The organism is Corynebacterium ciconiae DSM 44920, from assembly GCF_030440575.1.
Taxonomy (GTDB): domain Bacteria; phylum Actinomycetota; class Actinomycetes; order Mycobacteriales; family Mycobacteriaceae; genus Corynebacterium; species Corynebacterium ciconiae.
Genome location: NZ_CP047189.1, coordinates 175,200 through 197,852 on the forward strand (window position 1 = coordinate 175,200; position 22,653 = coordinate 197,852).

Genomic DNA, 22,653 nt, shown 5'->3' on the forward strand with positions numbered 1-22,653 from the left:
CGCGGGCGGTTTTGTGTGAGGTGGGTTAAAAAGTTTTGTGGCCAAGTGGTTTTCAGGATATTCTCATACGCATTGCATCCAACTGGGGTGAGCTGCGTGAAAGGTGAAATATAGCTGATGAGAATCTCGAAAAGCCTGAAGAAGGTCACTGCCATCGTGCTGGGCGCTGCCGCGGCGGCGGTGACCGCCGTGAGTGTCAGCCCAGCGGCTGAGGCCGCCCCGAATGGCAACATCGCCTATTTTGGTGATTCCTACTCTGCCAACCCGGACCAGATTCTCAATGCCTTGCGCGGGGTTAATCCGCAGATCTATCACGACTACCCCTCCCGCGAGGGCTGCCTGCAGGCCCCGAATAATGCGCCGCGTCTGCTCGGCCAGATCGCTGGTGCGCCGATTTCTGACTGGTCCTGCACCGCAGAGACCTCTCGCGTAGCGACCCAGCGCGTCACCCGCGCCATTCAGGTCGGCGATATCCACAGCGGTACCCGTGCCGTGGTCCTGGCCGCTGGCATGAACAACTATGGCGGCTTCGGTATTCGCGATGGTGTCAATATTCTTGATAACCAGGCCGTGCACAACGCCTACCTGAAGGACATCCGCGATGCCGTGAAGCAGATCCGCCGCGTCTCTCCGCGTATCCAGATCATCATTCCTGGCATGCTGCAGGTCACCGAGCCCACCTCCGGAATGCTGTGTGCGGTCAATGTGGTGCCGAATGCTCCGATGGGTGTGCCCGTACCGCTGCTGCGTGACGTGGAAAATTGGAACCGCGATAACCAGATTGCGGCAGCCCGCGAGACCGGTGCCACCTTCGTGGATATCAAGTCCGGTTCCGCCGGTCACCACACCTGCGTGCCCGATATGCAGCGCTGGGTCTCCGGCAGCATCGATACCACCACCCCGAAGTACAATATGGGCTTGCACCCCAGCGAGGCTGGTTCCCGCTACGTGGCCCAGCGCATCGCCGCTGTGTTGCGTTAAGTGCCAGCCCCTGGGGCATAGTTCCACTGCACGCCGCTTTTGGCGTGCAGTTTTTTGATTCCCGCCTCTCCTCGTGGAGATACACCTGTGGCCCCACCCTCGTTCCTTGGGGTGGGGCCACAAATTTTGGCGCTTATTCAGCCTTAGTGGGCTGCCTTGGCGTAACGCTCAGCCACATCGTCCCAGTTGAAGACGTTCCACACGGCCTCAACGTAGTCTGCCTTGACGTTCTTGTACTGGAGGTAGAAGGCGTGCTCCCACATGTCCAGCATGAGCAGCGGGGTGAGGTTAGCGGAGATGTTGCCCTGCTGGTCGGTGAGCTGCTCGATTACGAGGCGGCCACCGATGTGGTCGTAGCCCAGCACTGCCCAACCGGAGCCCTGCAGGCCCAGAGCAGCTGCGGAGAAGTGGGACTTGAAGTTCTCAAAGGAACCGAACTCGGCGTTGATAGCCTCGGCCAGCTCGCCGGTGGGCTCGCCGCCACCGTTGGGGGAGAGGTTCTTCCAGAAGATGGAGTGGTTGGTGTGGCCACCCAAGTTGAATGCCAGATCCTTGGACAGGGCGGTAACCACGGAAGCGATCTCACCGTTCTCGCGAGCAGCGGCCAGCTTCTCGAGGGCGGTGTTGGCGCCCTTGACGTAGTTGGCGTGGTGCTTGGAGTGGTGCAGCTCCATAATCTCGGCGGCGATGTGCGGCTCGAGAGCGTCGTAGGAATAATCCAGCTCGGGAAGGGTGTAAGTCATAATAGAAAGCCTTTCGTGGTGTTTCTTGTGACGTTTGCTGTCACGGCACGCTGCCGCAACATCGATACCCATGATAGGGGAGAATGCGAATTTCGCAACAAAAAGGTTGATAAAACCATGCCGGGTAGGGGGCGGCTGAGCTTTGTGTGCGCGGGTACTACATTGGTTCGAGTTCCCCCACTCGTTGCCCCGAGTGGATATCACCATTACCGCTTGAGGAAGTGCTAGCACCATGGGTTTTCTTTTTTCCCGCACCCCAGAGATGGTCACCGCAGAGCAAGCCTTAAAGGGTGGATCCGCGCCAGTGCTCGAGCAGCCGAAGCCCCACGCGGTTCTCGGAACCCCGATCACTGGGCCGTGGAAACCGAGCCAGCGGCGCCTCATCATCGGTATGGGTTGTTTTTGGGGTGCAGAGAAGCTGCTGTGGCAGCTCGAGGGAGTGGAGTCCACCTCGGTCGGCTACGCCGGTGGCTTTACCCCCAATCCCACATATCGCGAGGTGTGCACGGGGCGCACTGGCCACACCGAGGTCGTAGAGGTGGTCTACGACCCCGCCCGTGTCAGTGCCAGGGAGATTATCGCCGCCACCCTTGAGGCGCACGATCCCACTCAGGGTTTCCGCCAAGGCAATGATGTGGGCACGCAGTACCGTTCTGCTTATTTCCTCGACACAGCCGAGGATGAAGAATTGGTGCGAGAGCTCATCGCCGACTACGAGCCAAAGCTCGCCGCGGCCGGCTATGGCCCTATCACCACCGAGGTTGCCCAGCTCAGCGCAACACCCACGGGCTCTTACTATCTGGCTGAGGACTATCACCAGCAGTATTTGTGGAAAAACCCTGCGGGCTATTGTCCCGTGCACTCCACTGGGGTTGCCTGCGGCTAGCGGGCTGGATGGGGCGCTGCGAGCGGCACTGGCAGGTGGCCGCCTCGCCGAGTCAGCCCCTCTACGAGCGCGAGTGCCGCCCCAGCGATGATCGCGCCGAAAACCCACCCCGCCAACACATCGGTGCTCCAGTGGTGGGCGAGAAATATGCGCGATACTCCCATGCACAGCGCATAGCAGAGCGCCGCGGCCCATATCAGTCCGCGCACCCACCGGCGCTGCACTGCTCTGGCGCAGAAGTAGCCCAGAACGAGGGCGAGAACAGTGGCGTTGAGGGTGTGCCCTGAGGGAAAAGAAAAGGAGTGCTCATAGGGTGGCACCGCGAGGGAGTGTTCTGGACGAGCGCGCCCTACCATCGCTTTGATGATGGTGGTGGTGCTCGTTGATACTGCTGCCGCCATCGCTACGGTGAGTACGGGGGACCAGCTACGCAGGATGGCGGTGAGGAGAAACGCCATGGGGGTGGCAAGTGGAAGACTCAGCGCGGTCGTGCCGATATTGGTGAAGGCAGTGACGGCCGCGTCGAGTGCCGGGGAGCGGTGCTCCAGCCCCCAATGGAGATATGTGGTGTCGATGGAGTTAAGCACCCTCACAGGCTACTAGAACCTCTGTGTGCAGCAGTTCTAGCAGCTTTGCGGGGTCGCTCAGGTGCGCGGCGTGGAGTCCGGCGGCTCGGGCTGCCTGCACATCGTTGATGTAGTTATCGCCGATCATCACCGCCCGCTCCGGGCGCACCCCCATGAGCGCTAGCGCCTCATGATAGGCCTGCGGATTCGGTTTCGCGCAGCTGAGCTCCGCGGTAGGGATGAGGCGTATCGACGCCGACTCGAGGCCCGTAGCAGCCAGCTTGCCCGCCTGCATGTCACGGGCACCGTTAGTCATGATCGCCACCTGCGCTCCAGACTGCTCTGCGGCGGTCAAAGCGGCGGCAGCGTCGGGGTAGGCACGCCAGTGTGCGCGGTAGGCGGAGGCAAAAACCTCGAAGCGCTGGCGGGACTCGTCATCGCTGAGCGGGGTATCGAAGAAGCGAGACATGCGATTAAGCCGCTGTTGGGCGTGGCTGATTTCGCCGCGCTCGAAGCGGCTGAACTCCTCGTGTTCGATGATGAACCAGCGTTCGATCAGTGCGTTTTCGTTCCCAGCGAGTCCATACTGGCGTATCAGGCTGGCGGCGGCCTGGTGGGCGGCAGAGTCGTGATCGACTAGGGTGCCGTCGAGATCAAAAAGGATGGCGTCATAGCGGGGCATGCTGCCACAGTATAGGCGGTGTGGGGTTTCCCACTTTTGGCCACAGAACCGCCCCGAGTGCTAGCGAAAACAAAAACAAACGGGCACAATGGGCTGCGGAAAGCGAAAAAACCAACATCGCGAGGGACGAAAACAATGAAGGATATTGTTGGCAACAAGGTCGTGCTCATCGGCGCCGGTGACGTGGGAGTGGCCTATGCCTACGCTCTGGTGAACCAGGGCACGGTGGACCACTTGGCCATCATCGACATCGATGAGAAGAAGCTGGCCGGCAACGTCATGGACCTCAACCACGGCGTCGTGTGGGCTAGCTCCCGCACCCGTGTCACCAAGGGCACCTACGCGGACTGTGAGGATGCCGCCATGGTGGTCATCTGCGCAGGCGCTGCCCAGAAGCCGGGCGAGACCCGCCTGCAGCTGGTGGACAAGAACATGAAGATCATGAAGTCCATCGTGGACGAGGTGATGGCCAACAACTTCGACGGCATCATGCTGGTGGCCTCCAACCCGGTGGATGTGCTCTCCTACGCAGCCTGGAAGTACTCCGGCCTGCCGTGGCAGCGTGTGATCGGCTCCGGAACGGTGCTGGATTCCGCTCGTTTCCGCTATATGCTCGGTGAGCTTTACGAGTGCTCGCCCACCTCCATCCACGCCTACATTGTGGGTGAGCACGGCGATAGCGAACTGCCGGTGCTCTCCTCCGCCACGATCGCGGGTGTGTCCATGCGCATGAAGCTGGCCAAGGAGCCGGGCCTGGAGGAGCGGCTGGAGAAGATCTTCGAGGAAACCCGCGACGCCGCCTATCACATCATCGATGCCAAGGGCTCCACCTCTTATGGCATCGGTATGGGCCTGGCCCGTATCACCCGCGCTGTGCTGCAAAACCAGGATGTGGCGCTGCCGGTCTCTGCACTGCTGCAGGGCGAGTACGGTCAAGAGGACATCTACATTGGCACCCCGGCCATTGTGAACCGCAAGGGCATCAACCGTGTGGTGGAGCTGGAGCTCAATGAGCACGAGATGCACCGCTTCACCAAGTCTGCAGATGCTCTGCGCGAGGTGCAGAACAACTTCTTCTAAGGTGTAGCCCCACCGCCGGCCCCTCCCGCATGTCACGTGGAATGTGCGGGGCGGGGCCGGTTGTGTGTTGGGCGGGCGGCGTATCCTGAGAGCGTCCAATCGGCAGCGATGAGAAGAGGTAGCGAGAGATGTTTGTGATTGCGCATCGCGGCGCATCCGCCGACTATCCGGAGCTGACGGCCACAGCCTTCACCGAGGCTTTTCTACAGGGCGCCGATGGGGTGGAGTGCGATGTTCGGCTCACTCGCTGCGGGGAGCTTGTCTGTATCCATGATCCCATCGTGGATCGAGTGTCCGATGGTCGTGGCCGAGTATCCACGCACACAGTTGAGCAGCTGCGCGAATACAATTTCGGCACCGAGGAGGCCCCCTCGGCACCGTGCACGCTGGACGAGTTGCTCGACATCATGGACGATCATCCGGATAAGCACCTCTTTATCGAAAGCAAACACCCAATGCGTTATGGGCGAATGCTGGAAGAGGAATTGGTAAAAACGCTGCGCTACCGCGGCTTATTGGCCGACCCCCACATTCACGTCATTTCTTTTTCGGGCTCGGCGATCCACCGTATCCAACAGCTGGCGCCGGCACTGGATCGGATCTATCTGCGTAACGATCCCAATGCGTGGTACCACCGCATCCGCGAGCTCACCATTCAGCCCACGGCGGTGGGCTTATCGATGCGCACCGCCCGCGAACACATTCGTGATCACACGCTGCCGCCGTCGAGCTATGTGTGGACTGTGGATGATCCGGAGGACATGACCCTATGCCGCGATAGCGGGGTGCAGTGGCTGGCTACCAATCTGCCTGCCCTCGCCCGCGAAGTGGTAGATCGCGGCACGGGCCACTAGCATCGCCCGGGTAGCGGGCGGGTATGTTTGTGCCATGGGCAAAAAGAAGAAGAATCGTGAGAACCTGCCGGAGGGCATGAGCCGCAAGCAGGCTAAATTGGCTGCCCGCGCCGCAGAGCGCGCCGCACTGATGGGCGAAAACCGCCCCTTCGAGGGGCTGGCTGCCGAGCCGCAGCTGGTGGCGCTGCAGGAGTTCATCCCCTCCGCCTACGCCAAGGTCGAGGTCGCTGGAAGTGAGCGCGAGGTCTACATTTGCACCGTGCTGCCGGGTGCAGTTGCCGCTCTCGTGCGCGATAATGAGGCCGGTGGCGAGGCATTCGTGGCCATGCAGACCCAGCACCGCACCAAGACCCAGGGCAAGGATTTGGCCTACGCCCTCAACTGGGCTATTTCCGCCGCTCCCGGTTCCACGCTGGCACCTGGTCACCAGGATGGTTCCCAGCCCGCACTCACCGAGTTGCTCAGCGCCGATTCCGAGCTAGATGTGCAGGCTTTCGACACCTTCGACTGGTGGGTGCCCGAGGGGCAGACCAGTGACGAGCAGACTGGGCGTATGCTGCAGATGGCCAATGACACCATCATCCCCTCGCAGCAGGTGCACGCATCGGTTCCGGGCGCCTTGTGGTGGGTGGATCCCGGCGAGAAGGCCCACATTCGTTGGGTGCGCCAAGACGATGAGGACAAGCTTCTTGCCGCGTTGGCTCGGATCGGAGCGGCCGGCAAGCTGCACTTGGGTGAGGACACCAAGTTCGCCGGCACTTTCCGTACCCACGGCCTCGTGGTTCCGGTGTTCGATCTCGATCCCACCATCACCGCGCAGGAGTTTGTGCCCGCCATCGAGGAGCTCAACGCCGTCATCGAGGCAGAGCTCAACAATGATGCGCAGCTCACCGCCGAGGAGCGCAAAGCACTCAATAACATCAAGTCGCGGCAGCTGACCATTCGCTAAAGCCATATCGCGCACAGATCCCGTGGCCGGCTGGGTACTCAACCCAGCTGGCCTTTTCTAATGTCCGGGTTCGGGTGGTGGTTGCGGCCAGGCTTGGCGGCGGATCTTTGCACCGGCGGAGTGTCTGGCCGCAGTCGAGGTATTTGGCACCGGATCGTTCGGCCGCTCGGCGGTGGCTGAACCCACCACACCGGTGTCGGGATGCCGGGCCGCATGGGTTTTGGCGGGATGCTCCCAGGTGTCATCGTTGTCGCTGTGATGTTCTGGGCAGCGCAGTGTGAGGTTCGCCAGGTCGGTTGGTCCGCCATCATTCCACGAGGTGATGTGGTGGATGTCGCAGCGGCTGACCGGCTCCGAGCAGCCTGGGTGTGAGCAGACGAGTTCGGAGGCGAAAAGCGCAAGCCGCTGGTAGAAGTTCGCCAGCCGCGTGGTGCGCCGCAAGTCGAGGGCCTGACCGGTGCGGGGATCGTGCACGCAGACGAAACCGTATTTGGCCTCGGTCAGGGCGAGAACATCGGCGACGGTGAGTTCATTGCCGGTGTTGGTGGGAAAGAGCATCCCAGCGGCAGCACGATCGGCATCGTCGAAATCCTTGGCCGATACCGAAAACACCAAGGTGGGTTTGCCGGGGCTGCCGTGATCGAGAGCAGCGTCGAGGGCATCGGCATAGCGCTGTTGGGTACTGCGCGGATCATCCTTATTGGGGGTGCGATCCACGAAGGGCTCGAGCCATGCCCGCAGTTTTGCGGTAATACGCTCGGGCAAGTAGCCGAAGAGCCGGCTGCCGCCGTCATTATCGGCATCGGTGATGGTGAAGGCGCGGTTGCGTTCCGCACGGGCGGGCTCGGGGCTGAGCTCGCTGTTCGCTTCGTTCACGAGACGTTTCACATAGGCGCGCGTGTCATCGCAGCTGGCCTCGTAGGCGTAGCGCACGGCGTTGTGGCGCAGTGTTTCACGTAGCAGAGCGTTCTTTGTGCGCAGCCCAAGCAGGGCCTTATCAATGGCAGTGCGGGTCTCGCCGGAAATGCGGTGATCGCGTAGCTGCTGGCGCGTCTGGCCGCGAAGCATCTCCGCGGTGTCCCGGTTGATCTCGTTTTCGGTTTCGCTCAGCTGCTCGTCGGGCTCGTCCTTGAGCGTGCCGTAGAGGCAGCTGGCTTGGCCGATGGTGGAATTCGCCCGCTGATTCGACCACCCGAGATGCTCCTTGAGGATGCGGCGCGGCTTGGAGGTGCCCACTGCATCCATGAGATCCTCGGTGCTGGCGTGGTGGGCGATAAGCACATCGAGGTGTGCCTTGAGCGCCATGTGTTGTTCTAGCTCCGCCAACTGGGGGAGGGTAGCGCCGAGCGAGGTGAACCCGCCCGTGTCCACGTCATAGAGCGCCACGAGCTGAGCGAGATCCTCGCCAATACGATCAACGATCTGCTGTACGTGGTCGGTGACAGACATTGGGCCCCTCCTTTCTGTGTGAACGCGTGGCGCACACACTAGAGCAGGAAGGGCCCAGCCGACTAGCGGGGGCTGTGCATAACCTAGCTAGCGCGGAAGGTTATGCACAGAAAAGCTAGCGAAGGGAGCTGAAGAGTTGCTCAGCTTCGGTTTCATCCCATAGCACCACGGAGCCCACATCCACGTTGTCCATGCCACCGACTGGCACCACCTCGGTGTTAAAGCCGCCGAGCATGTGCAGCGCCGCCCACATCAAATGCCAAGTGTGGTCGCCGGAGTCCACCGTGAGCGATCCCGCGACGCCGTTAACCAGTGGGAAAGACCGGAAAGGGTTGAGGAAGGTAGTCGGGGAGGCCACCTTCTTGGCGAGGGCGGTGAGGAACTGTCGCTGACGAGCCGCGCGGTCAATATCTCCCTGCGCGGTGGAGCGGGTGCGCACAAAGCTCAAGGCTTGGGCGCCATTGAATTCTTGGCAACCGGCCTCGAGGTGGAAGTTGATGACATCGTCGTGGATGGGTTCGTCCACGCAGAGATCCACCCCGCCAACGGCGTCGACTGCGTTGGCAAAGCCGCCGAAGCCGACCTCGGCGTAGTGGTCGATCTTGAGTCCCGTGCTCTGTTCGACGGTCTCGATGAGCAAAGGTGGGCCGCCGAAGGAGAAGGCGGCGTTGATCTTGTCCATGCCGTAGCCGGGAATCGGCACATAGCTATCGCGCGGGATAGACAGCAGCGTGGGCTTGCCGAAGGTGGGCACGTGCAGCACCATGATCGTGTCTGTGCGGTTGCCTCCCACATCACCACCGGTCATGAGCTCGTGGTTTTGCTCAGGGCTAAGCCCTTCGCGGGAATCCGAGCCCACCAGCAGCCAATTCGAGCCACGCGTGTTGGAGATCTGCTGGGCTGGCATCGCGTCTACTCGTTCGAATTTGGTGTCGGCCCACAGCATGCCCACTACCGCGATGGTGACGATGATCGCCACAGCCCAGCGGAACATGGAGAAACAGCCCATGCGTGGCAAGCGCAGAGCCCGCCACGGGGCACGACGCCGCGGCGCGGCCGCCGGGCGTGGTGGGGCAGCTGCATGCTGCCTCGGCGAATACTGGCCGTGCTGACCCGGCTGCTGCACAGGGGCGTAATACTGGCGGGGGCGCTGCTGCGACGAGCGGGCCGCCTCGGGGTGCTCGCGGTAATAGGCCCGCCGCTGCTCTTCATAGCTGGGCTGGCGGTGCCGGGCAGGTGTGTCGCTGTCACGCCGGTGCCGCTGCGGCCGCTGGGGTTCACGGGGAGATTCATGACGGGGTTCGCGACGCGGCTCACGCCGGGGTTCCCGGCGAGGTTCGCGCCGGGGTTGCGGCTCACGAGGGGGGTGAGGTTCGCGTCGAGAAGCGGGAGAGCCCCCCGACCGGGGCGGCTGAGGGCGCCGCCTCACGGGGCGGCCGTAGCGATCGCGCAGAATGCGGCCGTCTTTGTCTCTCGCGAAATCGTCCATGTCTGGTTACTTTAGTGCCTAAGACAATCCGAGCCTCGATACATCGAGGAACTGGTAGCCGAGAAAAGCGACGGCATCGATGAAGAAATGCGCGAATACCAGCGGCCACACCCGCCGAATCTTAAGATAGACGGCGGCGAAGACGATACCCATCACAATATTGCCCGCCCCGGCGCTCACGCCCTGGTACAGGTGGTAGGAGCCGCGCAGCACCGCGGAGGCGGCAATGATCGCCACCGGCGCCCACCGCAGCTGCGCGAGCCGGGTGCTGAGCCACCACACCACCACGGTTTCTTCGGCGAAGGCATTGGCGAAGCTCCACAGCAGCAGGATCACGCCCGCCCACAGCCCCGAGTGATAGGCGGAGACCACCACCTCTTTACTCCAGCCAGCGTGCAGCGCCACAAGATACAGACCGAGCCCAGGGACACCAATGATCGCGGCGAGCCCAGCCCCGATCAGTCCATCGCGCAGCCGCGGCCGCGGTAGCAGGATGCGGTCGCGGGCAAGCAGATAGACCACCAGCAGCCCCCAGCCGCACAGTGCAGCCGCCGAGATCAATTGCAGGCCCAGATCGAGCCACAGCGCTGAGGATTGCGGGGCGTTGAGCGTGGTGCTTTGCTCGTTGAGTGCCTCCGGCGCGAGCAGCGCATCAATGAGGCGGAGACTCGACCGCAGCCCCGAGGTGCCGAAGGTGATAAGAAGCACCACAATAATTTCCGCGAGGATCATGGCTTAATCCTTCTCTCCTGGTGTCTCCAGCTCCTCGGCCACCCCCAGCAGTGCGGCTGGGTCTGCGTGGATGCAGCCTAAATGCAGGCCCACCGGTGCCCGGCCTGGCAGCTGCCACGGCACCGAGATCGCAGCGCGGCCGGTGATATTAAAAAGACTGCCCCACGGGGTCCAACGGGTTTGTTCATCGAAATCGGCCTGTGGGTCGAGGGAGCTGAATGCGCCGATCGGCGGGGGATCATAGGCCAGGGTCGGGCTGAGCAGTAGGTCGCATCGCCAGCTATGGCGCACGTGGCGGTCCACGCCTGCAAGGACGTGGAGCGCCTCCTCGAGCGCGCCGGACGGGAGCTCAGCACCGCGCTGGCGCATGTACTCCACGATCGCTGAGGCCGGACCAGGGATGCGGCGGGACTTGCACCACATCAGGGTTTGGAAAGCGGCAAAGGGCTCCGGGCCGTAGGCGGGGTCCACGGCGATGATCTCGTGGCCGAGGCTGCGAAGGTGCGAGGTGGCGTCGTCAAGCGCGGAGAGCATGATGGGATCCACGTCCCCGTCGCCGTGCAGGGGCGCGCGAAGAACGCCGATGCGCAGCCGCGAGGGGCGGGGCGTGAGGCCGTGGAGGGCAGCGGCACGGCGGACGCTAGTGGTGAGGAAGCCTTGGGCGGTGAGTCGGCCCTCGCCGGGGGTGTGTGGCGGTTTGAAGCCCACGAGACCGCAGGCGGCAGCCGGTACCCGGATGGAGCCGCCGCCATCGGAGGCGTGGGCGGCGGGCACAATACCTCGAGCTACGAGCGCTGCGGCGCCCCCAGAAGAGCCGCCGGGGGTGCGCCCGGGCCACAGCGGATTCTGGGTGGGCGGCTGCCCTACGGGCTCGGTATAGGCTGTCATTCCCATCTCCGAGGTGGCGGTTTTACCGGCGATGGTGGCTCCCTGGCGCAGTAGCCATGCGCTGACATGATCGTGGCTGCGCGGCAGGTGGCGACGATGCACGGAGCCGTAGCTGGTGGGCATGCCGGCCACATCGGAGAGGTCTTTGACAAAGAGCACCATGCCGTCGAGGTGCCCGTGGCCGGTGGGGGCGATGGGGTGGGCGGTGCCATCGTGGATCACGCCGTGCTCGGCGGGGCTTAGCGCCGCCAGTGCGCGATGGATGCGGGCCAGCTCGGTCTCGATCGGCGGGGTGGGGTGCGGCATGAATGTTGATGGTAGACCGCCACCAGTGGCGGGGAAAGGCGGAGCTCTCGCTAGCCCGTGTGCGGGCGCCTGTGAGCCGCTACACTCGAAGATCATGACGACGACGGTGGCTTTTCTCGGTCCGCGCGGTACCTTCACGGAGATGGCGATGCAGGCCTTCGCTGAGCGCGGCTGCTTCGACAGCCCCGAGCCGGCTGGTCTGCCGGTGTCCTCCCCGGCGGAGGCGCTCGCCGCGGTGGTGGAGGGCAGGGCCGATTATGCCTGTGTGGCCATCGAAAATTCAGTGGACGGCGCCGTCACGCCGACCTTTGATGCTCTCGCTGCGGCGGAGGGGGTGCAGATCTATCACGAATTCGCCCTCGAGATCTCCTTCGCACTCATGCGTGGCGACGCCACCTCCAGCACCACTCCGCCGCGGTTGAGCACCCACCCCGTGGCGTGGCAACAGGTGAAGAACTCGGCCCAGCAGCTTGTAGGAGAGGTGGAATTTATCCCCGCCTCCTCAAATGCTGCGGCCGCGGAGGCTGTGGCCAAAGGAGAGGCCGACTATGCCGCCGCCCCGGAAGCCGCGGCTGCGCTGTGGGGGCTTGAGGTGGTGGCCAGCGACGTGGCGGATGTACCCGGTGCCCGCACCCAGTTTGTGGTGGTGGGCCCAGCGGGAATACCGACCGAGCGTACGGGCAACGATCGCACCTCGGTGGTGTTTACGCTGCCGAATGTGCCCGGCAGCCTGGTAGGTGCGTTGTCCGAGTTTTCGCTGCGCGGGGTAGATCTCACTCGGATTGAATCCCGCCCTACCCGCACTGGGCTGGGTACCTATCGTTTTCACGCGGATTTGGTGGGACATATCGACGATGCCATAGTGGCGGAGGCGCTGCGGGCGCTGCATATGCGCTGCGAGTCCGTGCAGTATTTAGGCTCGTGGCCGCACAGCTCCACCCCGCCGGAGCAGCCCGACCGCAGCACCGAACGCGAGGCAGCCACCGCCTGGGTGGCGGCGATGAGAGAAGGTAGGCGATGAGTACATCTCCCCGCACGGGTCGAATCATCTTGGCTCGGCACGGCCAGACCTATGCCAACAAAAACCTAGTGCTCGATACCCTCCCGCCGGGGGCTGAGCTCACCGAGCTCGGCCAGAGCCAGGCCCAGGAATTGGGGCAGAAGCTGGCCGAGTTCAGCGGCCCGCACCTGGGACGGATCTACAGCGGGGTGGCCATTCGCGCCCAGCAGACCGCGATGCGTGCAGCCGCGAGTTTCCGCGAGGACAGCGGCCTCCCCCTAGACCGGGTGCTGGTGCGTGAAGGGGTACACGAGATCAGCGCCGGTGATCTCGAGGGCAGTACCCGCCGGGAGGATGCGGAGCTTTATGTGGAGCACTTCGTCCGCCGGCTCCGCGGCGAGCAGGCCGCCCTGCCCGGTGGGGAATCGCTGCGCGCGATTGTGAGCCGTTATCTGCCGGTGTTGGTGGAGATGCTCAATGACCATGTTGATGCGGGCCGGGACGCGGTGCTGGTGAATCACGGGGCGATCAGTCGTACGGTGGCCACTCATGCGTGTGCGCTGGAGCCGGAGTTTGCGCGCGATCATCGTCTGGAGAACTGCGGGCTGATTGTACTGGAGCCGCGCGGGCGTATCTTCGGCCGCTGGACACTGACCCATTGGTCAGATACTCCCGTGGAGCAGCTTTGTGGGGACTGAACGGCCGGCAGGTTAACCCCAGCCGAGTTCGTGGAGCCGAGCGTCGTCAATGCCGAAATAGTGCGCGATCTCGTGCACTACGGTGATGCCCACCTGCTCGACGAGCTGCCTTTCGCTCACACAGTATTCTTTGAGCGATTCCTTGTAGATCGTAATGGTGTCGGGGAGGAATCCGCTGAACTCGTTGGTGCGGTCGGGCAGCGCGACGCCCTCGTAGAGTCCGAGGATGTCGGGGGAATCGGGGTTGCGATCCTCGATCCGGATGACCACGTTGGTCAGCCTGCTCAGCAGTTCCTCGGGGATGAGGTCGAGGCCCATGTCCACGAGTTCTTCGAAGCGTTCGTCGCTGATGGTCACCATCGCGCTGATCCTAACGTCGGACGTCCTCGCGCAACGGGTTGCGCTCCGGTTGTGGCGGAGGGGCGGCGCCGTCGATGGTGAACGGGCCGGTGGCGGTGCCCTTGAGTGTGGAGAAGCCGCCGTCCTCGCGGGCCTTGATGAGCGAGCAGTTCACAGACTTCGAGCCGCCCTGCCACGCATCGGCGGAGAGCGTGGTCCAGAAAGGCTGCAGTGTGGACTGGTAGAGGTTTTCCTCGTTGCCGAGATACTCCTCAGCTGCTTGGGTGCACACCTGGTTGAGCTTGTCGTTTTGCTGCTCTTCGGTGGGCACCGAGTCGGGGAAGAATTCCGTGAGGTTCACAACGCGAGTGACCTCGAGCATGTGGTCGGCATCGCAGGCCACGGTGTGCGGCACGTTCGCCCCGTCGATGCTCACGCAGGTGCCCGGTTCCTTGACTCGAGCTTGGTCCTGGTCGGCGACCTTGCCGGTAGTTTCTTGCGGCACACCATTGGGATCGGTGGACTGTAGGCCGCAGAGCATGGTGCGATCTCCGGCCTCCCAGGCGCTCGGCGGCGGCAGGACTGGCGCTATAGAGTAGCGGCCACGCGGATCGTAGGTGCCGTTGAGGTACGTGATGGTGGGTTGCTGGCACAGCTCCTCCCGCAGCTGCGCTTGCCGGGTGAGATCTGGGGCGGGGGCGTCGGGGCCGAACTCGGAGGAGGGGTAGGCGGCGAGGTTCTCTCGCGCGGTCACCTCGAAACGGTGGGGGCTGGCGCAGTCAGTTTGTTCGAAGTCGGCGACATCACCGGTGGGGGTGAACGACCAAGTCACACACGAGCCGGCGTCGGCTGTGGTGAAGGGCGCAACCTCTTCCACGGTGGAGGTAGTAGAGGAGGCGTTCGGGGTTTCCTCGGGGGCTTGGTTTTCCCGCACCATGTCGAAACTACCGATCGCCACGCCGCCGGCGAGGGCGGCAATTGCGCAGATCCGCAGCGCGGTGCCGCTGCGCCAGGTGGGTGTAGTCGTCGAGTTCACGTCCCCCATGCTAGCGACTTCCCTTCCCGCGCCGGCAAGCGGTAGGGGCCTGCCGTTGCGCGGGGTGCCACCAGCGTGGGGCTTTTTATGCTCGTTGCACGTGGGTTTTAAGGCTAAATCGATCGGGGTGGTACAAGGAGCGACACCACTCAACGGGCTTGTCGTGCGAGGTGGACAGCCGTGTGACGGCCAGGAGTGCGTCGTGGGGGCGCAGCCCGAGCAGCTCAGCATCGTCTGGGCTGGCGTTGGCGGCGGTGGCGGTTTGCTCCGCGTCGGTGACGGCCACGCCGTAGTCGCGATCCAAAATGGCGTAGACGGATTTGTACACGTCTGTCTCAAGCAGGTTCGGGGCGTAGCGGGAGTTGTACCAGCCATCGTCGATCGCATAGGGCTCGCCATTGCCCAGCCGCAGCCGCACGAGGTGGGTGTGCGGGGTGGAGGGGTCGGTGCCGAAGAACTCTGCCACGTCTGGCGGGGCAGGGGCCCAGGCGGAGGCCAAAATCTTGGAGCTGGCGGTCAGCTGCTGGGCTTCCATCTCGGAGGAGAAGGACGCCAAGTGGAGGCGGTTAACCAGCGGGTTGGGGGCTACGAAGGTGCCTTTGCCGCGGGCCCTTTTGAGTTTGCCGCTGGCCACCAAGTCACCGATAGCGCGGCGTACCGTGATGCGAGAGACCCCGAAGGTGTCTTCCAAGATGCGCTCACCGGGCAACATGTCACCCGGCTTGAGCTCGTGGGTGCAAATATCCTCGAGAACTTCCCGCAGCTGGGCATGCTTGGGCTTGCCGGTGTCGGCGAGCGGGCGCGCAGGAAATGACGGGGACGAGGACATACCTCCATAGTAGCGAACTGGTGATAACCGGAGCGTCGTGATGGATGTATCCTCTGCCACGCGCGAAGGTGGGAGACAGTCCCATTTTTCAGGCGCTGCGCGGTAGGCTGATGGATGTGATTGATCTTAAGTTCTTGCGTGAAAACCCAGATGTCGTTCGCCAGTCCCAGCTGAATCGGGGGGAGGATCCCGCGCTTGTCGACGCCCTGCTCGCCGCCGATGAACGCCGCCGTTCCGCGATTGTCGACGCGGACGCTCTGCGTAGCGAGCAGAAAGCCTTCGGTAAGAAGATTGGCCAGGCGGCCCCTGAGGATCGCCCGGCGCTGCTCGAGGGATCGAATGAGCTTAAGGCCAAGGTTAAGGCAGCCGATGCAGAGCAAAAGGCGGCCGAGGCCGAGGTGCAGGAGCTGCAGATGAAGCTCTCTAATGTGGTGGAGGGCGCTCCCGCCGGTGGCGAGGAGGACTTCGTTGAGGTGGACTATGTGGGCACCCCGCCTGAGTTCGACTTCGAGCCCCAGGACCACGCCGAGCTCGGCGAGAAACTCGGCCTCATTGACATGGAGCGCGGCGTGAAGGTCTCGGGTGCGCGCTTTTACTATCTCACCGGCTATGGCGCCCTGCTCGAGCTTGGCCTAATGAACCTCGCTGCTAAGAAGGCGATGGAGCACGGCTTTAAGCTCATGGTGCCGCCTGTGCTGGTGCGCCCCGACATTATGGCCGGCACCGGTTTCTTGGGCGAGCACGCCGACGAAATCTATTATCTTCCTGCCGACGACATGTACCTCGTGGGCACCTCCGAGGTGGCGCTGGCCGGGTATCACAAGGACGAGATCATCGACCTCAGCGATGGTCCGAAGAAGTATGCGGGCTGGTCCAGCTGCTTCCGTCGGGAAGCCGGCTCTTACGGTAAGGACACCCGCGGCATCATCCGCGTCCACCAGTTCAACAAGCTGGAGATGTTCGTCTACGCCAAGCCCGAGGACGCCGAGCAGGAGCACCAGAATCTCCTGAACATGGAGCGCGACATGCTCTCCGCTATCGAGGTACCCTACCGCGTGATCGATATTGCCGGCGGGGATCTGGGACAGTCTGCGGCCCGCAAGTTCGATACCGAGGCGTGGGTGCCCACCCAAAACACTTATCGCGAGCTCACCTCCACCTCGAATTGCACCACCTTCCAGGCCCGCCGCCTGCAGACTCGCTATCGCGATGAGCAGGGCCGCGCCCAGGTGTGTGCCACCCTCAACGGCACTCTCGCCACCACCCGCTGGCTGGTGGCCTTGCTGGAGAACCACCAGCGCAAGGACGGTTCCGTGGTGGTCCCCGAGCAGCTGCGCCCCTACGTGGGTGTCGAGGTGCTGGAGCCGAAGAACTAGCACCTCAACACGCCCCGCCAACCCCGGCTGCCCCCAAGGCCGATAACGACCCTGTAAGAGGACACCGTCAATGTGGAGAAAGAAGAACCAGCGCTTTAGGAAGGTATCCGGCTTCCTCGTGCCCGCCGATGAGCCGAGGACCCGCGGCTCGCATCCCGCTGAGCTGAAGGAGCCGGTGTATCGCCTCGGAATTGGCCTAGCGCGGCTGGTGATGAAACTCCAAGGAGTGCGCGCGGTGGCCCAAGGTGCAGAGCACATTCCCGCCGATGGGGCGGCGGTGATCGCGGTTAACCACACCGGCTACATGGACTTCATCTTCGCCGGCATCCCCGCCCACCTGCGGGGGCGGCGGCTGGTGCGGTTTATGACCAAGAAGGAGATTTTCTCCGCGCCTTTCCCCGTGGGCTGGGTGATGCGTGCCATGAAGCACGTGCCGGTGGACCGGGAGGCTGGGCGCGATGCGCTCGAGGCTGCGGTTGAGCACTGCGCTGCGGGGCATCTGGTGGGTATCTTCCCCGAGGGCACGATTTCTCGCTCCTTCGAGCTCAAGGAATTCAAAACGGGGGCGGCCCGCATCGCCCAACGCTCTGAGGTTCCGCTCATCCCACTGATCGTGTGGGGATCCCAACGCTTCTGGACAAAGGACCTCCCCAAGAACCTCGGCCGGAAACGCCTGCCGCTGTGGGTGCGCGCCGGCGCGCCGATCTCTACCGAAGGCTCCCCCGAGGACGTCACCGCCAGGCTGCGGGAACGCATGACGGTGATGCTGGAGGAGGTGCGCCGCGATTACGACGCCCAATTCGGCCCCTTCGACGGCAATGAGCCGTGGATACCGGCGAGCTTGGGCGGCACCGCGCCGAATCAGGAGCGGGCGGACCTGCTTGATCGGGCGGAGAAAGAGCGTCGACAAGCGAAAAAAGCTCGCAAGGCCGAGCAGGCACAGGCGAAAGCCGCTAAGAAAATGAAAGAGAACTAAACGATGACCTCGTCACCTTCGCCCACGGGCGGCGCCGATACGCGCCCACTGCTGATCGCCACCGACGTGGACGGCACTCTCATCGACGACGCCGAGCGTATCCCGCCCCGCGTGGTCAGCGTCCTCCAGCAGGCCGTGCGTGAGGGAACGAAAGTGGTGCTCGCCACCGGCCGCCCCCCGCGCTGGATCTTTCCGATCCTCGAGCAGCTCGGCATCAACCCGCTGTGCGTGTGCGCCAATGGCGCGATCGTTTACGACTCCGCCCAAGACAGCATCATCCACAGCGCCGCGCTAAAGCCCGACACCCTGCGCACCGTCGCCCGCATCGCCACCGAGGTCCTCGACCCCGTGGGTGGAGTACATTTCGCGGTCGAGCGCGCCGGGCGTTCCGCTTTCGACCCCACCCATGAGCTCTTCGCGGTGGCCCCCGACTACTCGCACGCCTGGGAGTCGCAGGAATACGGGGTAGAGGAGCACAAGCAGCTCTTCGCCAGTTCCGCGGTGAAGCTTCTGGTCCGCAGCGAACACCTCAGTTCGGAGAAGATCGCCGAGCTGCTGCGCGCTCAGGTCCCCACCGAGATGGCGCATGTGACCTTCTCCATGTCCGGCGGCCTCGTGGAGGTGTGCGCGCCGGGTGTGAATAAGGCGGTGAGTTTGGCGCAGGTGGCCAACTACTACGGCATCGATGCCGCCGATGTGATGAGCTTCGGCGACATGCCCAATGACTGCGAAATGCTCCGCTGGTCCGGCCGGTCCTATGCCATGGGCAACGCCGCCGAGGAGGTACAGGCTGCCGCGAATGCCACCATTGGGGATAACAATGCAGGCGCCATCGCCGATGTGCTGGAGCCGCTCTTTTTCGCTTAACGACGCCACCCACCACGCCACCACCCGCCCAGTCGCAGGTGGTGGCTTTTGTCATGCTCGCCTGGATACAACAAACCGCCCCTCCAGCAGTGATACTGCTCGAGGGGCGGTGACAGGGGAGAGCCTGCAGGCCTCGCTGTGGATCTAGCGGGCGATGATCTCCAGGCTGCCGTCCTTCGGGTTGTAGCTAATGTGGCCGCCGACGAAGTCCACGCGGTAGCCATCATCGGTGGCGTACTGGTCGCTGGTGGGCAGACCCAGGATGCCGGCATCAAGGCCGGTGGAGGCCCAGGCATCGGCGATCTCGCCCCACAGGGCGTGCGTGCCGTCCGGGGAGCTAACGATCACACCATCGGTGAAGGGCACATAGCGCAGCTCGCCGGTAGCGGCCGAGGGGGATGCATAGTGCACGCCGCCGCGCGGGGTGCCCAGCACCGGGCCGAAGCGGTTGTCGATCTCGTTGAACTTCTCAGACTCGACGCTGTCTTCGGTCTTCGTGATTTTCTTCGGCACAAATACTGGCAGATCCGCGATGCTGAGATCCTCGATCACCGGCACATCGCCCACCTCGTTCACGGCGATGTTCTGAATGCTCTGGCTGCTTTCGGAGCCCAGCACCAGCGCCAGAATGGAGCCAACGATGTCCAGGATTTCCGAAACCTCCACGGTGCGGCCCTGGGTGTGATCGATGATGGCGTCCAGGGCGCGGCTAAACAGCTTCGCTGCCTCGCTGTCAGCCCGGCCGGTGAGATCCACATCGGCGTCCGGCTTCTGAGCGGGCTCCTTGGCCGGCTCTTTGCTTGCGGGTTCTTTGCTTGCGGGTTCCTTCTCTGCGGGCGAGCTGGTGGTCGCCGGAGTCGGCTCCTTCTCGCTCGTGGTCTCCGAGGTGCTGGGAGTGGAAGTCTCGGAGGTCTCAGAAGAAGAGGTCTCAGAAGTAGTGGTCTCGGAGGTCTTGGGCGCCTCCGTGGTGGTGGAGGTGCTGGTCTCTGCGGTTTCAGAGGTAGAGGTCTCGCTCGGAGATTCTGCGGTCGAGCTCTCCGAGGTGGTCTCGGTGGTGGTCTCTGAGGTGGTCTCCGAGGTCGTTTCTGAGGTGCTGGTGCTCTCTGAGGTTGAGCTTTCCGAGGTGCTGTCGGCACCCACCTTGCCGGCCTTGATGGCGTCATAGGTCTTCTTGGCAATGCTGCGGATCTTGCCCATCTGGGCGTAGCCGGCATCGCCTGGACAGGTGGTATTACCCACGTCGCGGTGGGCGAAGATATTCGGCAGCTTCACTGCGGTACCCAGCGGGTACTTGGTGTAGTGGCTTCCTTCGGAGTAGTGGGTGTTGGATCCGGTGGGGTCGAGGCCCTCGACTGCGGTGCGCCAACCGATGGCCTTACCCATGGATTCGATGGTTGCCGCAGGTGGGGTCTTGGTGGAGTAGTCACCGATCATGGAGATACCCCAGGTGTTCTTGTTGAAACCACCGGCGTGCGCACCCTGGACGGCCTTGTTCAGGCCGCCGGCGCGACCCTCGTAGATGTTGCCGTACTTGTCCACCAGGGCGTTGTAGCCGATGTCGCACCAGCCGAGGGTGACGGCGTGGTAGTGGTAGATGCCACGCACCTGGGCGGCCGCTTGGGCCTCGGTGTAGTTGTTGCTGCCGGCGGTGTGGTGCACGGTGATGCCCGAAACGTGGTCGTCGTAGTCGGGGCTCATGCAGCGCTTGGACTCATCGGCTCCCCAACCGGCACGGGAGACCATGGTGGGCATCCCATCGGAGTCGGCGGCGAGGTCGATTCCGGCCTGCGGGGCCGAGGAAGCGTTGCCGTCGATGAACACGGCGTCCAGGTTGGTGGGTGCGCCGGAGACCAAATCGAGGTTGGTCACCGATACCTGCACCGAGTTGGTGGGGGCGAGGTAGATCAGCTCGGTGCCGTCCTTCTCGCCGCCGCCGGAGGTTTCGTTCAGCGGTTCGGCCTCGTACCACGGGCCCCAGTTTCCAGCGTCGTCCTTAGCGCGGAAGTGGGCGACAAAGTCCTTCGCGCCGTCCCAGGTGAGCGCGAACATGGAAAATTCCTCGTCGCGGCTGAATTCCTTGACGGTGCGTTCGCCGCCCTCTTCACCTTGGCTGCCTACTGCTGGGTCGTCGACCACCACGTTATCGCCGCTGTCGAAGGAGACAGAGGATTCGCTGGCGCTGATGGGATCGGCGGCAACCGAGTCGGTGCGCTGGATAGTGTCCGAATTGATGGCTACTACTGAGCCGGTGATCAGGGCTGCCGCCGCCACGATGGCAGTGAGCGGCCGCCCAGTTCGGCCCATGATCCGTCGTCGTTGCTGCACTATGAATAGCTCCCTGAGGGTTGGTGCTGGAGAAAAGAAAATGAACGTCTGTAGAGCTTAGTATAAAACTGTGAAATTTGATACGCCTGTGGCGAGCGTGCAGGTTGTGTGCATCCGTATATTGCTGATGTGTCCACACAATCCCCAGCGCACGCCGCTCTCGGCTCATCCGGCTGAGGTGGGGTAGTTACCTGAGAGTGCTCTTATCTGGCTCACCCCTTCCGGCCCGCGCTGCGGCCCTGCCGCCACCCTTTGCTCGGCGGGCTCGGTTAAGCTTCTAGGGCATGACTGACTATGACCTCATCGTTGTGGGCTCGGGCCTGTTCGGACTGACGGTTGCGGAGCGGGCAGCCTCGCAACTGGGCAAGCGGGTACTGATCGTCGAAAAGCGCGAGCACCTCGGTGGCAATGCCTATTCGGAGAAGGAACCGGAGACAGGTATCGAGGTGCACCGCTATGGCGCGCACCTCTTCCACACCTCCAACAAGCGCGTGTGGGAGTACGTGAACCAGTTCACCTCCTTCACCGGCTATCAGCACCGCGTGTTCGCGATGCATGATGGGCAGGCCTATCAGTTCCCGATGGGGCTCGGTCTGATCGCCCAGTTCTTCGGCAAGTACTACAGCCCCGAGGAAGCCAAGGCGCTGATCGAGGAGCAGGCCGCCGAGGTGGACACCGACAATGCCCAGAACCTCGAGGAAAAGGCCATCTCCCTGGTGGGGCGCCCGCTTTATGAGGCCTTCATCCGTGATTACACGGCCAAGCAGTGGCAAACCGATCCGAAGGAGCTGCCGGCCTCCAATATCACCCGTCTGCCGGTGCGCTACACCTTCGACAATCGCTACTTCAACGACACCTACGAGGGCCTGCCGGTCGATGGCTACGCTGCCTGGCTGGAGAAGATGGCCGAGCACGAGCTCATCGAGGTGCAGCTCAACACCGATTGGTTCGAGGTGCGCGACCGCTACGCTGGTGTGCCCGTGGTCTACACCGGTCCCATGGACCGCTACTTCGACTACTCCGAGGGCCGTCTCGGTTGGCGCACCCTCGACTTCGAGCTCGAGGTGCTGCCGGTGGGCGACTTTCAGGGAACCTCGGTGATGAACTACAACGATGCGGACGTGCCCTACACCCGCATTCACGAGTTCCGTCACTTCCACCCCGAGCGCGACAGCTATCCCAGCGACAAAACCGTGATCATGAAGGAGTACTCCCGCTTCGCCGAGGGTGAAGACGAGGTGTATTACCCGATCAACACGCCTGAGGACCGCGAGATTCTCGGCCGCTATCGCGCGCTCGCCAAGGCGGAGGAGGAGCAGAAGCAGGTGTTCTTCGGTGGCCGTCTCGGCACCTACCAATACCTGGATATGCACATGGCCATCGCCTCCGCGCTGAGCATGTTCGATAACAGGCTGCGCGATATCCTCTAGCCTTTCGCTTGTCGACGCCACCCCGAGGCGTCCCACCCCTTTCTCCCCAGGGCCCACGCTGCTGCGGCGGCGTTGGCCCTGTTTCTTTATGCCCGAGTTCCTCAGCGCTGCGCATGATCCGCCCCGAACGGGTGGGGTAGTGCTGGGAAGGCGCAGGGTTATGTGGAGATAA

General features: G+C 63.3%; 22 protein-coding genes. 11 read left to right on the top strand and 11 right to left on the bottom strand.

The window, feature by feature from the left end; genetic code table 11:
• Positions 1–117 precede the first annotated feature (117 nt).
• A complete protein-coding gene (locus tag CCICO_RS00740) occupies positions 118–981 on the top strand; it encodes a GDSL-type esterase/lipase family protein (RefSeq protein ID WP_018018534.1) in 864 nt (287 codons plus the stop codon).
• Positions 982–1,124: 143 nt separating this feature from the next.
• Here CCICO_RS00740 and CCICO_RS00745 read toward each other — a convergent pair whose 3' ends face one another.
• The gene (locus CCICO_RS00745) at positions 1,125–1,724 is read right to left on the bottom strand and encodes a superoxide dismutase (protein ID WP_018018535.1); all 600 of its coding nucleotides are present in this window, start codon (positions 1,722–1,724) and stop codon (positions 1,125–1,127) included.
• Positions 1,725–1,956: 232 nt separating this feature from the next.
• On the opposite strand from CCICO_RS00745, the gene msrA reads away from it, so the two are divergent.
• Complete coding sequence (gene msrA / locus CCICO_RS00750; RefSeq protein ID WP_018018536.1) at positions 1,957–2,610, top strand: peptide-methionine (S)-S-oxide reductase MsrA; 654 nt, start codon at positions 1,957–1,959, stop codon at positions 2,608–2,610.
• Here the strand turns inward: msrA and CCICO_RS00755 are convergent.
• On the bottom strand, positions 2,607–3,197 hold the full coding sequence (locus CCICO_RS00755; protein ID WP_018018537.1) for a phosphatase PAP2 family protein: 591 nt from the start codon (positions 3,195–3,197) through the stop codon (positions 2,607–2,609). The two genes, msrA and CCICO_RS00755, sit on opposite strands and share 4 nt — an antisense overlap.
• A complete protein-coding gene (locus CCICO_RS00760; RefSeq protein ID WP_018018538.1) occupies positions 3,190–3,858 on the bottom strand; it encodes an HAD family hydrolase in 669 nt (222 codons plus the stop codon). Before CCICO_RS00760 ends, CCICO_RS00755 begins: the two co-directional genes overlap by 8 nt.
• 135 nt (positions 3,859–3,993) lie before the next feature.
• Here CCICO_RS00760 and CCICO_RS00765 point away from each other — a divergent pair, with 135 nt between their 5' ends.
• The 3 genes from CCICO_RS00765 to CCICO_RS00775 all read left to right on the top strand — a co-directional run bounded on the left by CCICO_RS00765 (position 3,994) and on the right by CCICO_RS00775 (position 6,741).
• Positions 3,994–4,938 carry an L-lactate dehydrogenase gene (locus CCICO_RS00765; protein WP_018018539.1) on the top strand — a complete coding sequence of 315 codons (945 nt, stop codon included), beginning with the start codon at positions 3,994–3,996 and terminating at the stop codon, positions 4,936–4,938.
• A 128-nt stretch (positions 4,939–5,066) separates the two neighbouring features.
• Positions 5,067–5,792, top strand: coding sequence for a glycerophosphodiester phosphodiesterase family protein (locus CCICO_RS00770; RefSeq protein WP_018018540.1), 726 nt, complete (start codon positions 5,067–5,069; stop codon positions 5,790–5,792).
• A 34-nt stretch (positions 5,793–5,826) separates the two neighbouring features.
• Complete coding sequence (locus tag CCICO_RS00775) at positions 5,827–6,741, top strand: DUF5926 family protein (protein ID WP_018018541.1); 915 nt, start codon at positions 5,827–5,829, stop codon at positions 6,739–6,741.
• 57 nt (positions 6,742–6,798) lie between these two features.
• Here the strand turns inward: CCICO_RS00775 and CCICO_RS00780 are convergent, their stop codons facing one another.
• The 4 genes from CCICO_RS00780 to CCICO_RS00795 all read right to left on the bottom strand — a co-directional run bounded on the left by CCICO_RS00780 (position 6,799) and on the right by CCICO_RS00795 (position 11,605).
• A complete protein-coding gene (locus CCICO_RS00780) occupies positions 6,799–8,190 on the bottom strand; it encodes an HNH endonuclease signature motif containing protein (RefSeq protein WP_018018542.1) in 1,392 nt (463 codons plus the stop codon).
• A 115-nt stretch (positions 8,191–8,305) separates the two neighbouring features.
• A complete protein-coding gene (locus CCICO_RS00785; protein ID WP_083878212.1) occupies positions 8,306–9,679 on the bottom strand; it encodes an LCP family protein in 1,374 nt (457 codons plus the stop codon).
• An 18-nt stretch (positions 9,680–9,697) separates the two neighbouring features.
• Complete coding sequence (locus CCICO_RS00790) at positions 9,698–10,411, bottom strand: CPBP family intramembrane glutamic endopeptidase (RefSeq protein ID WP_018018545.1); 714 nt, start codon at positions 10,409–10,411, stop codon at positions 9,698–9,700.
• A gap of 3 nt (positions 10,412–10,414) precedes the next feature.
• Positions 10,415–11,605 carry an amidase gene (locus CCICO_RS00795; protein ID WP_018018546.1) on the bottom strand — a complete coding sequence of 397 codons (1,191 nt, stop codon included), beginning with the start codon at positions 11,603–11,605 and terminating at the stop codon, positions 10,415–10,417.
• Positions 11,606–11,699: 94 nt separating this feature from the next.
• Between CCICO_RS00795 and pheA the strand changes: the two genes are divergently transcribed.
• Complete coding sequence (pheA, locus tag CCICO_RS00800) at positions 11,700–12,626, top strand: prephenate dehydratase (RefSeq protein WP_026161249.1); 927 nt, start codon at positions 11,700–11,702, stop codon at positions 12,624–12,626.
• Positions 12,623–13,303: a histidine phosphatase family protein gene (locus CCICO_RS00805; RefSeq protein WP_018018548.1), complete on the top strand. Its 681-nt coding sequence runs from the start codon at positions 12,623–12,625 to the stop codon at positions 13,301–13,303. The genes pheA and CCICO_RS00805 overlap by 4 nt, the downstream gene beginning before the upstream one ends.
• 12 nt (positions 13,304–13,315) lie before the next feature.
• Here the strand turns inward: CCICO_RS00805 and CCICO_RS00810 are convergent, their stop codons facing one another.
• The 3 genes from CCICO_RS00810 to CCICO_RS00820 all read right to left on the bottom strand — a co-directional run bounded on the left by CCICO_RS00810 (position 13,316) and on the right by CCICO_RS00820 (position 15,507).
• Complete coding sequence (locus tag CCICO_RS00810; RefSeq protein ID WP_018018549.1) at positions 13,316–13,663, bottom strand: metallopeptidase family protein; 348 nt, start codon at positions 13,661–13,663, stop codon at positions 13,316–13,318.
• Between the two features lie 10 nt (positions 13,664–13,673).
• The gene (locus tag CCICO_RS00815; RefSeq protein WP_018018550.1) at positions 13,674–14,687 is read right to left on the bottom strand and encodes a septum formation family protein; all 1,014 of its coding nucleotides are present in this window, start codon (positions 14,685–14,687) and stop codon (positions 13,674–13,676) included.
• A 76-nt stretch (positions 14,688–14,763) separates the two neighbouring features.
• Positions 14,764–15,507 (bottom strand): GntR family transcriptional regulator, encoded by a 744-nt coding sequence (locus CCICO_RS00820; protein WP_018018551.1) that lies wholly within the window; start codon positions 15,505–15,507, stop codon positions 14,764–14,766.
• A 116-nt stretch (positions 15,508–15,623) separates the two neighbouring features.
• On the opposite strand from CCICO_RS00820, the gene serS reads away from it, so the two are divergent.
• From serS to CCICO_RS00835, 3 genes are all read left to right on the top strand, one after another.
• Entirely contained in the window at positions 15,624–16,883 is a 1,260-nt protein-coding gene (gene serS / locus CCICO_RS00825; protein WP_026161250.1) for a serine--tRNA ligase, read from the top strand.
• Positions 16,884–16,953: 70 nt separating this feature from the next.
• Complete coding sequence (locus CCICO_RS00830) at positions 16,954–17,859, top strand: lysophospholipid acyltransferase family protein (protein WP_156809779.1); 906 nt, start codon at positions 16,954–16,956, stop codon at positions 17,857–17,859.
• 3 nt (positions 17,860–17,862) lie between these two features.
• Positions 17,863–18,726, top strand: coding sequence for a Cof-type HAD-IIB family hydrolase (locus tag CCICO_RS00835; protein ID WP_018018554.1), 864 nt, complete (start codon positions 17,863–17,865; stop codon positions 18,724–18,726).
• 144 nt (positions 18,727–18,870) lie between these two features.
• On the opposite strand, the gene CCICO_RS00840 is transcribed toward CCICO_RS00835, so the two are convergent.
• Positions 18,871–21,051 carry an N-acetylmuramoyl-L-alanine amidase gene (locus CCICO_RS00840; protein ID WP_244263960.1) on the bottom strand — a complete coding sequence of 727 codons (2,181 nt, stop codon included), beginning with the start codon at positions 21,049–21,051 and terminating at the stop codon, positions 18,871–18,873.
• A gap of 284 nt (positions 21,052–21,335) precedes the next feature.
• On the opposite strand from CCICO_RS00840, the gene glf reads away from it, so the two are divergent.
• Complete coding sequence (glf, locus tag CCICO_RS00845; RefSeq protein WP_018018556.1) at positions 21,336–22,481, top strand: UDP-galactopyranose mutase; 1,146 nt, start codon at positions 21,336–21,338, stop codon at positions 22,479–22,481.
• The last annotated feature ends 172 nt before the right edge of the window (positions 22,482–22,653 follow it).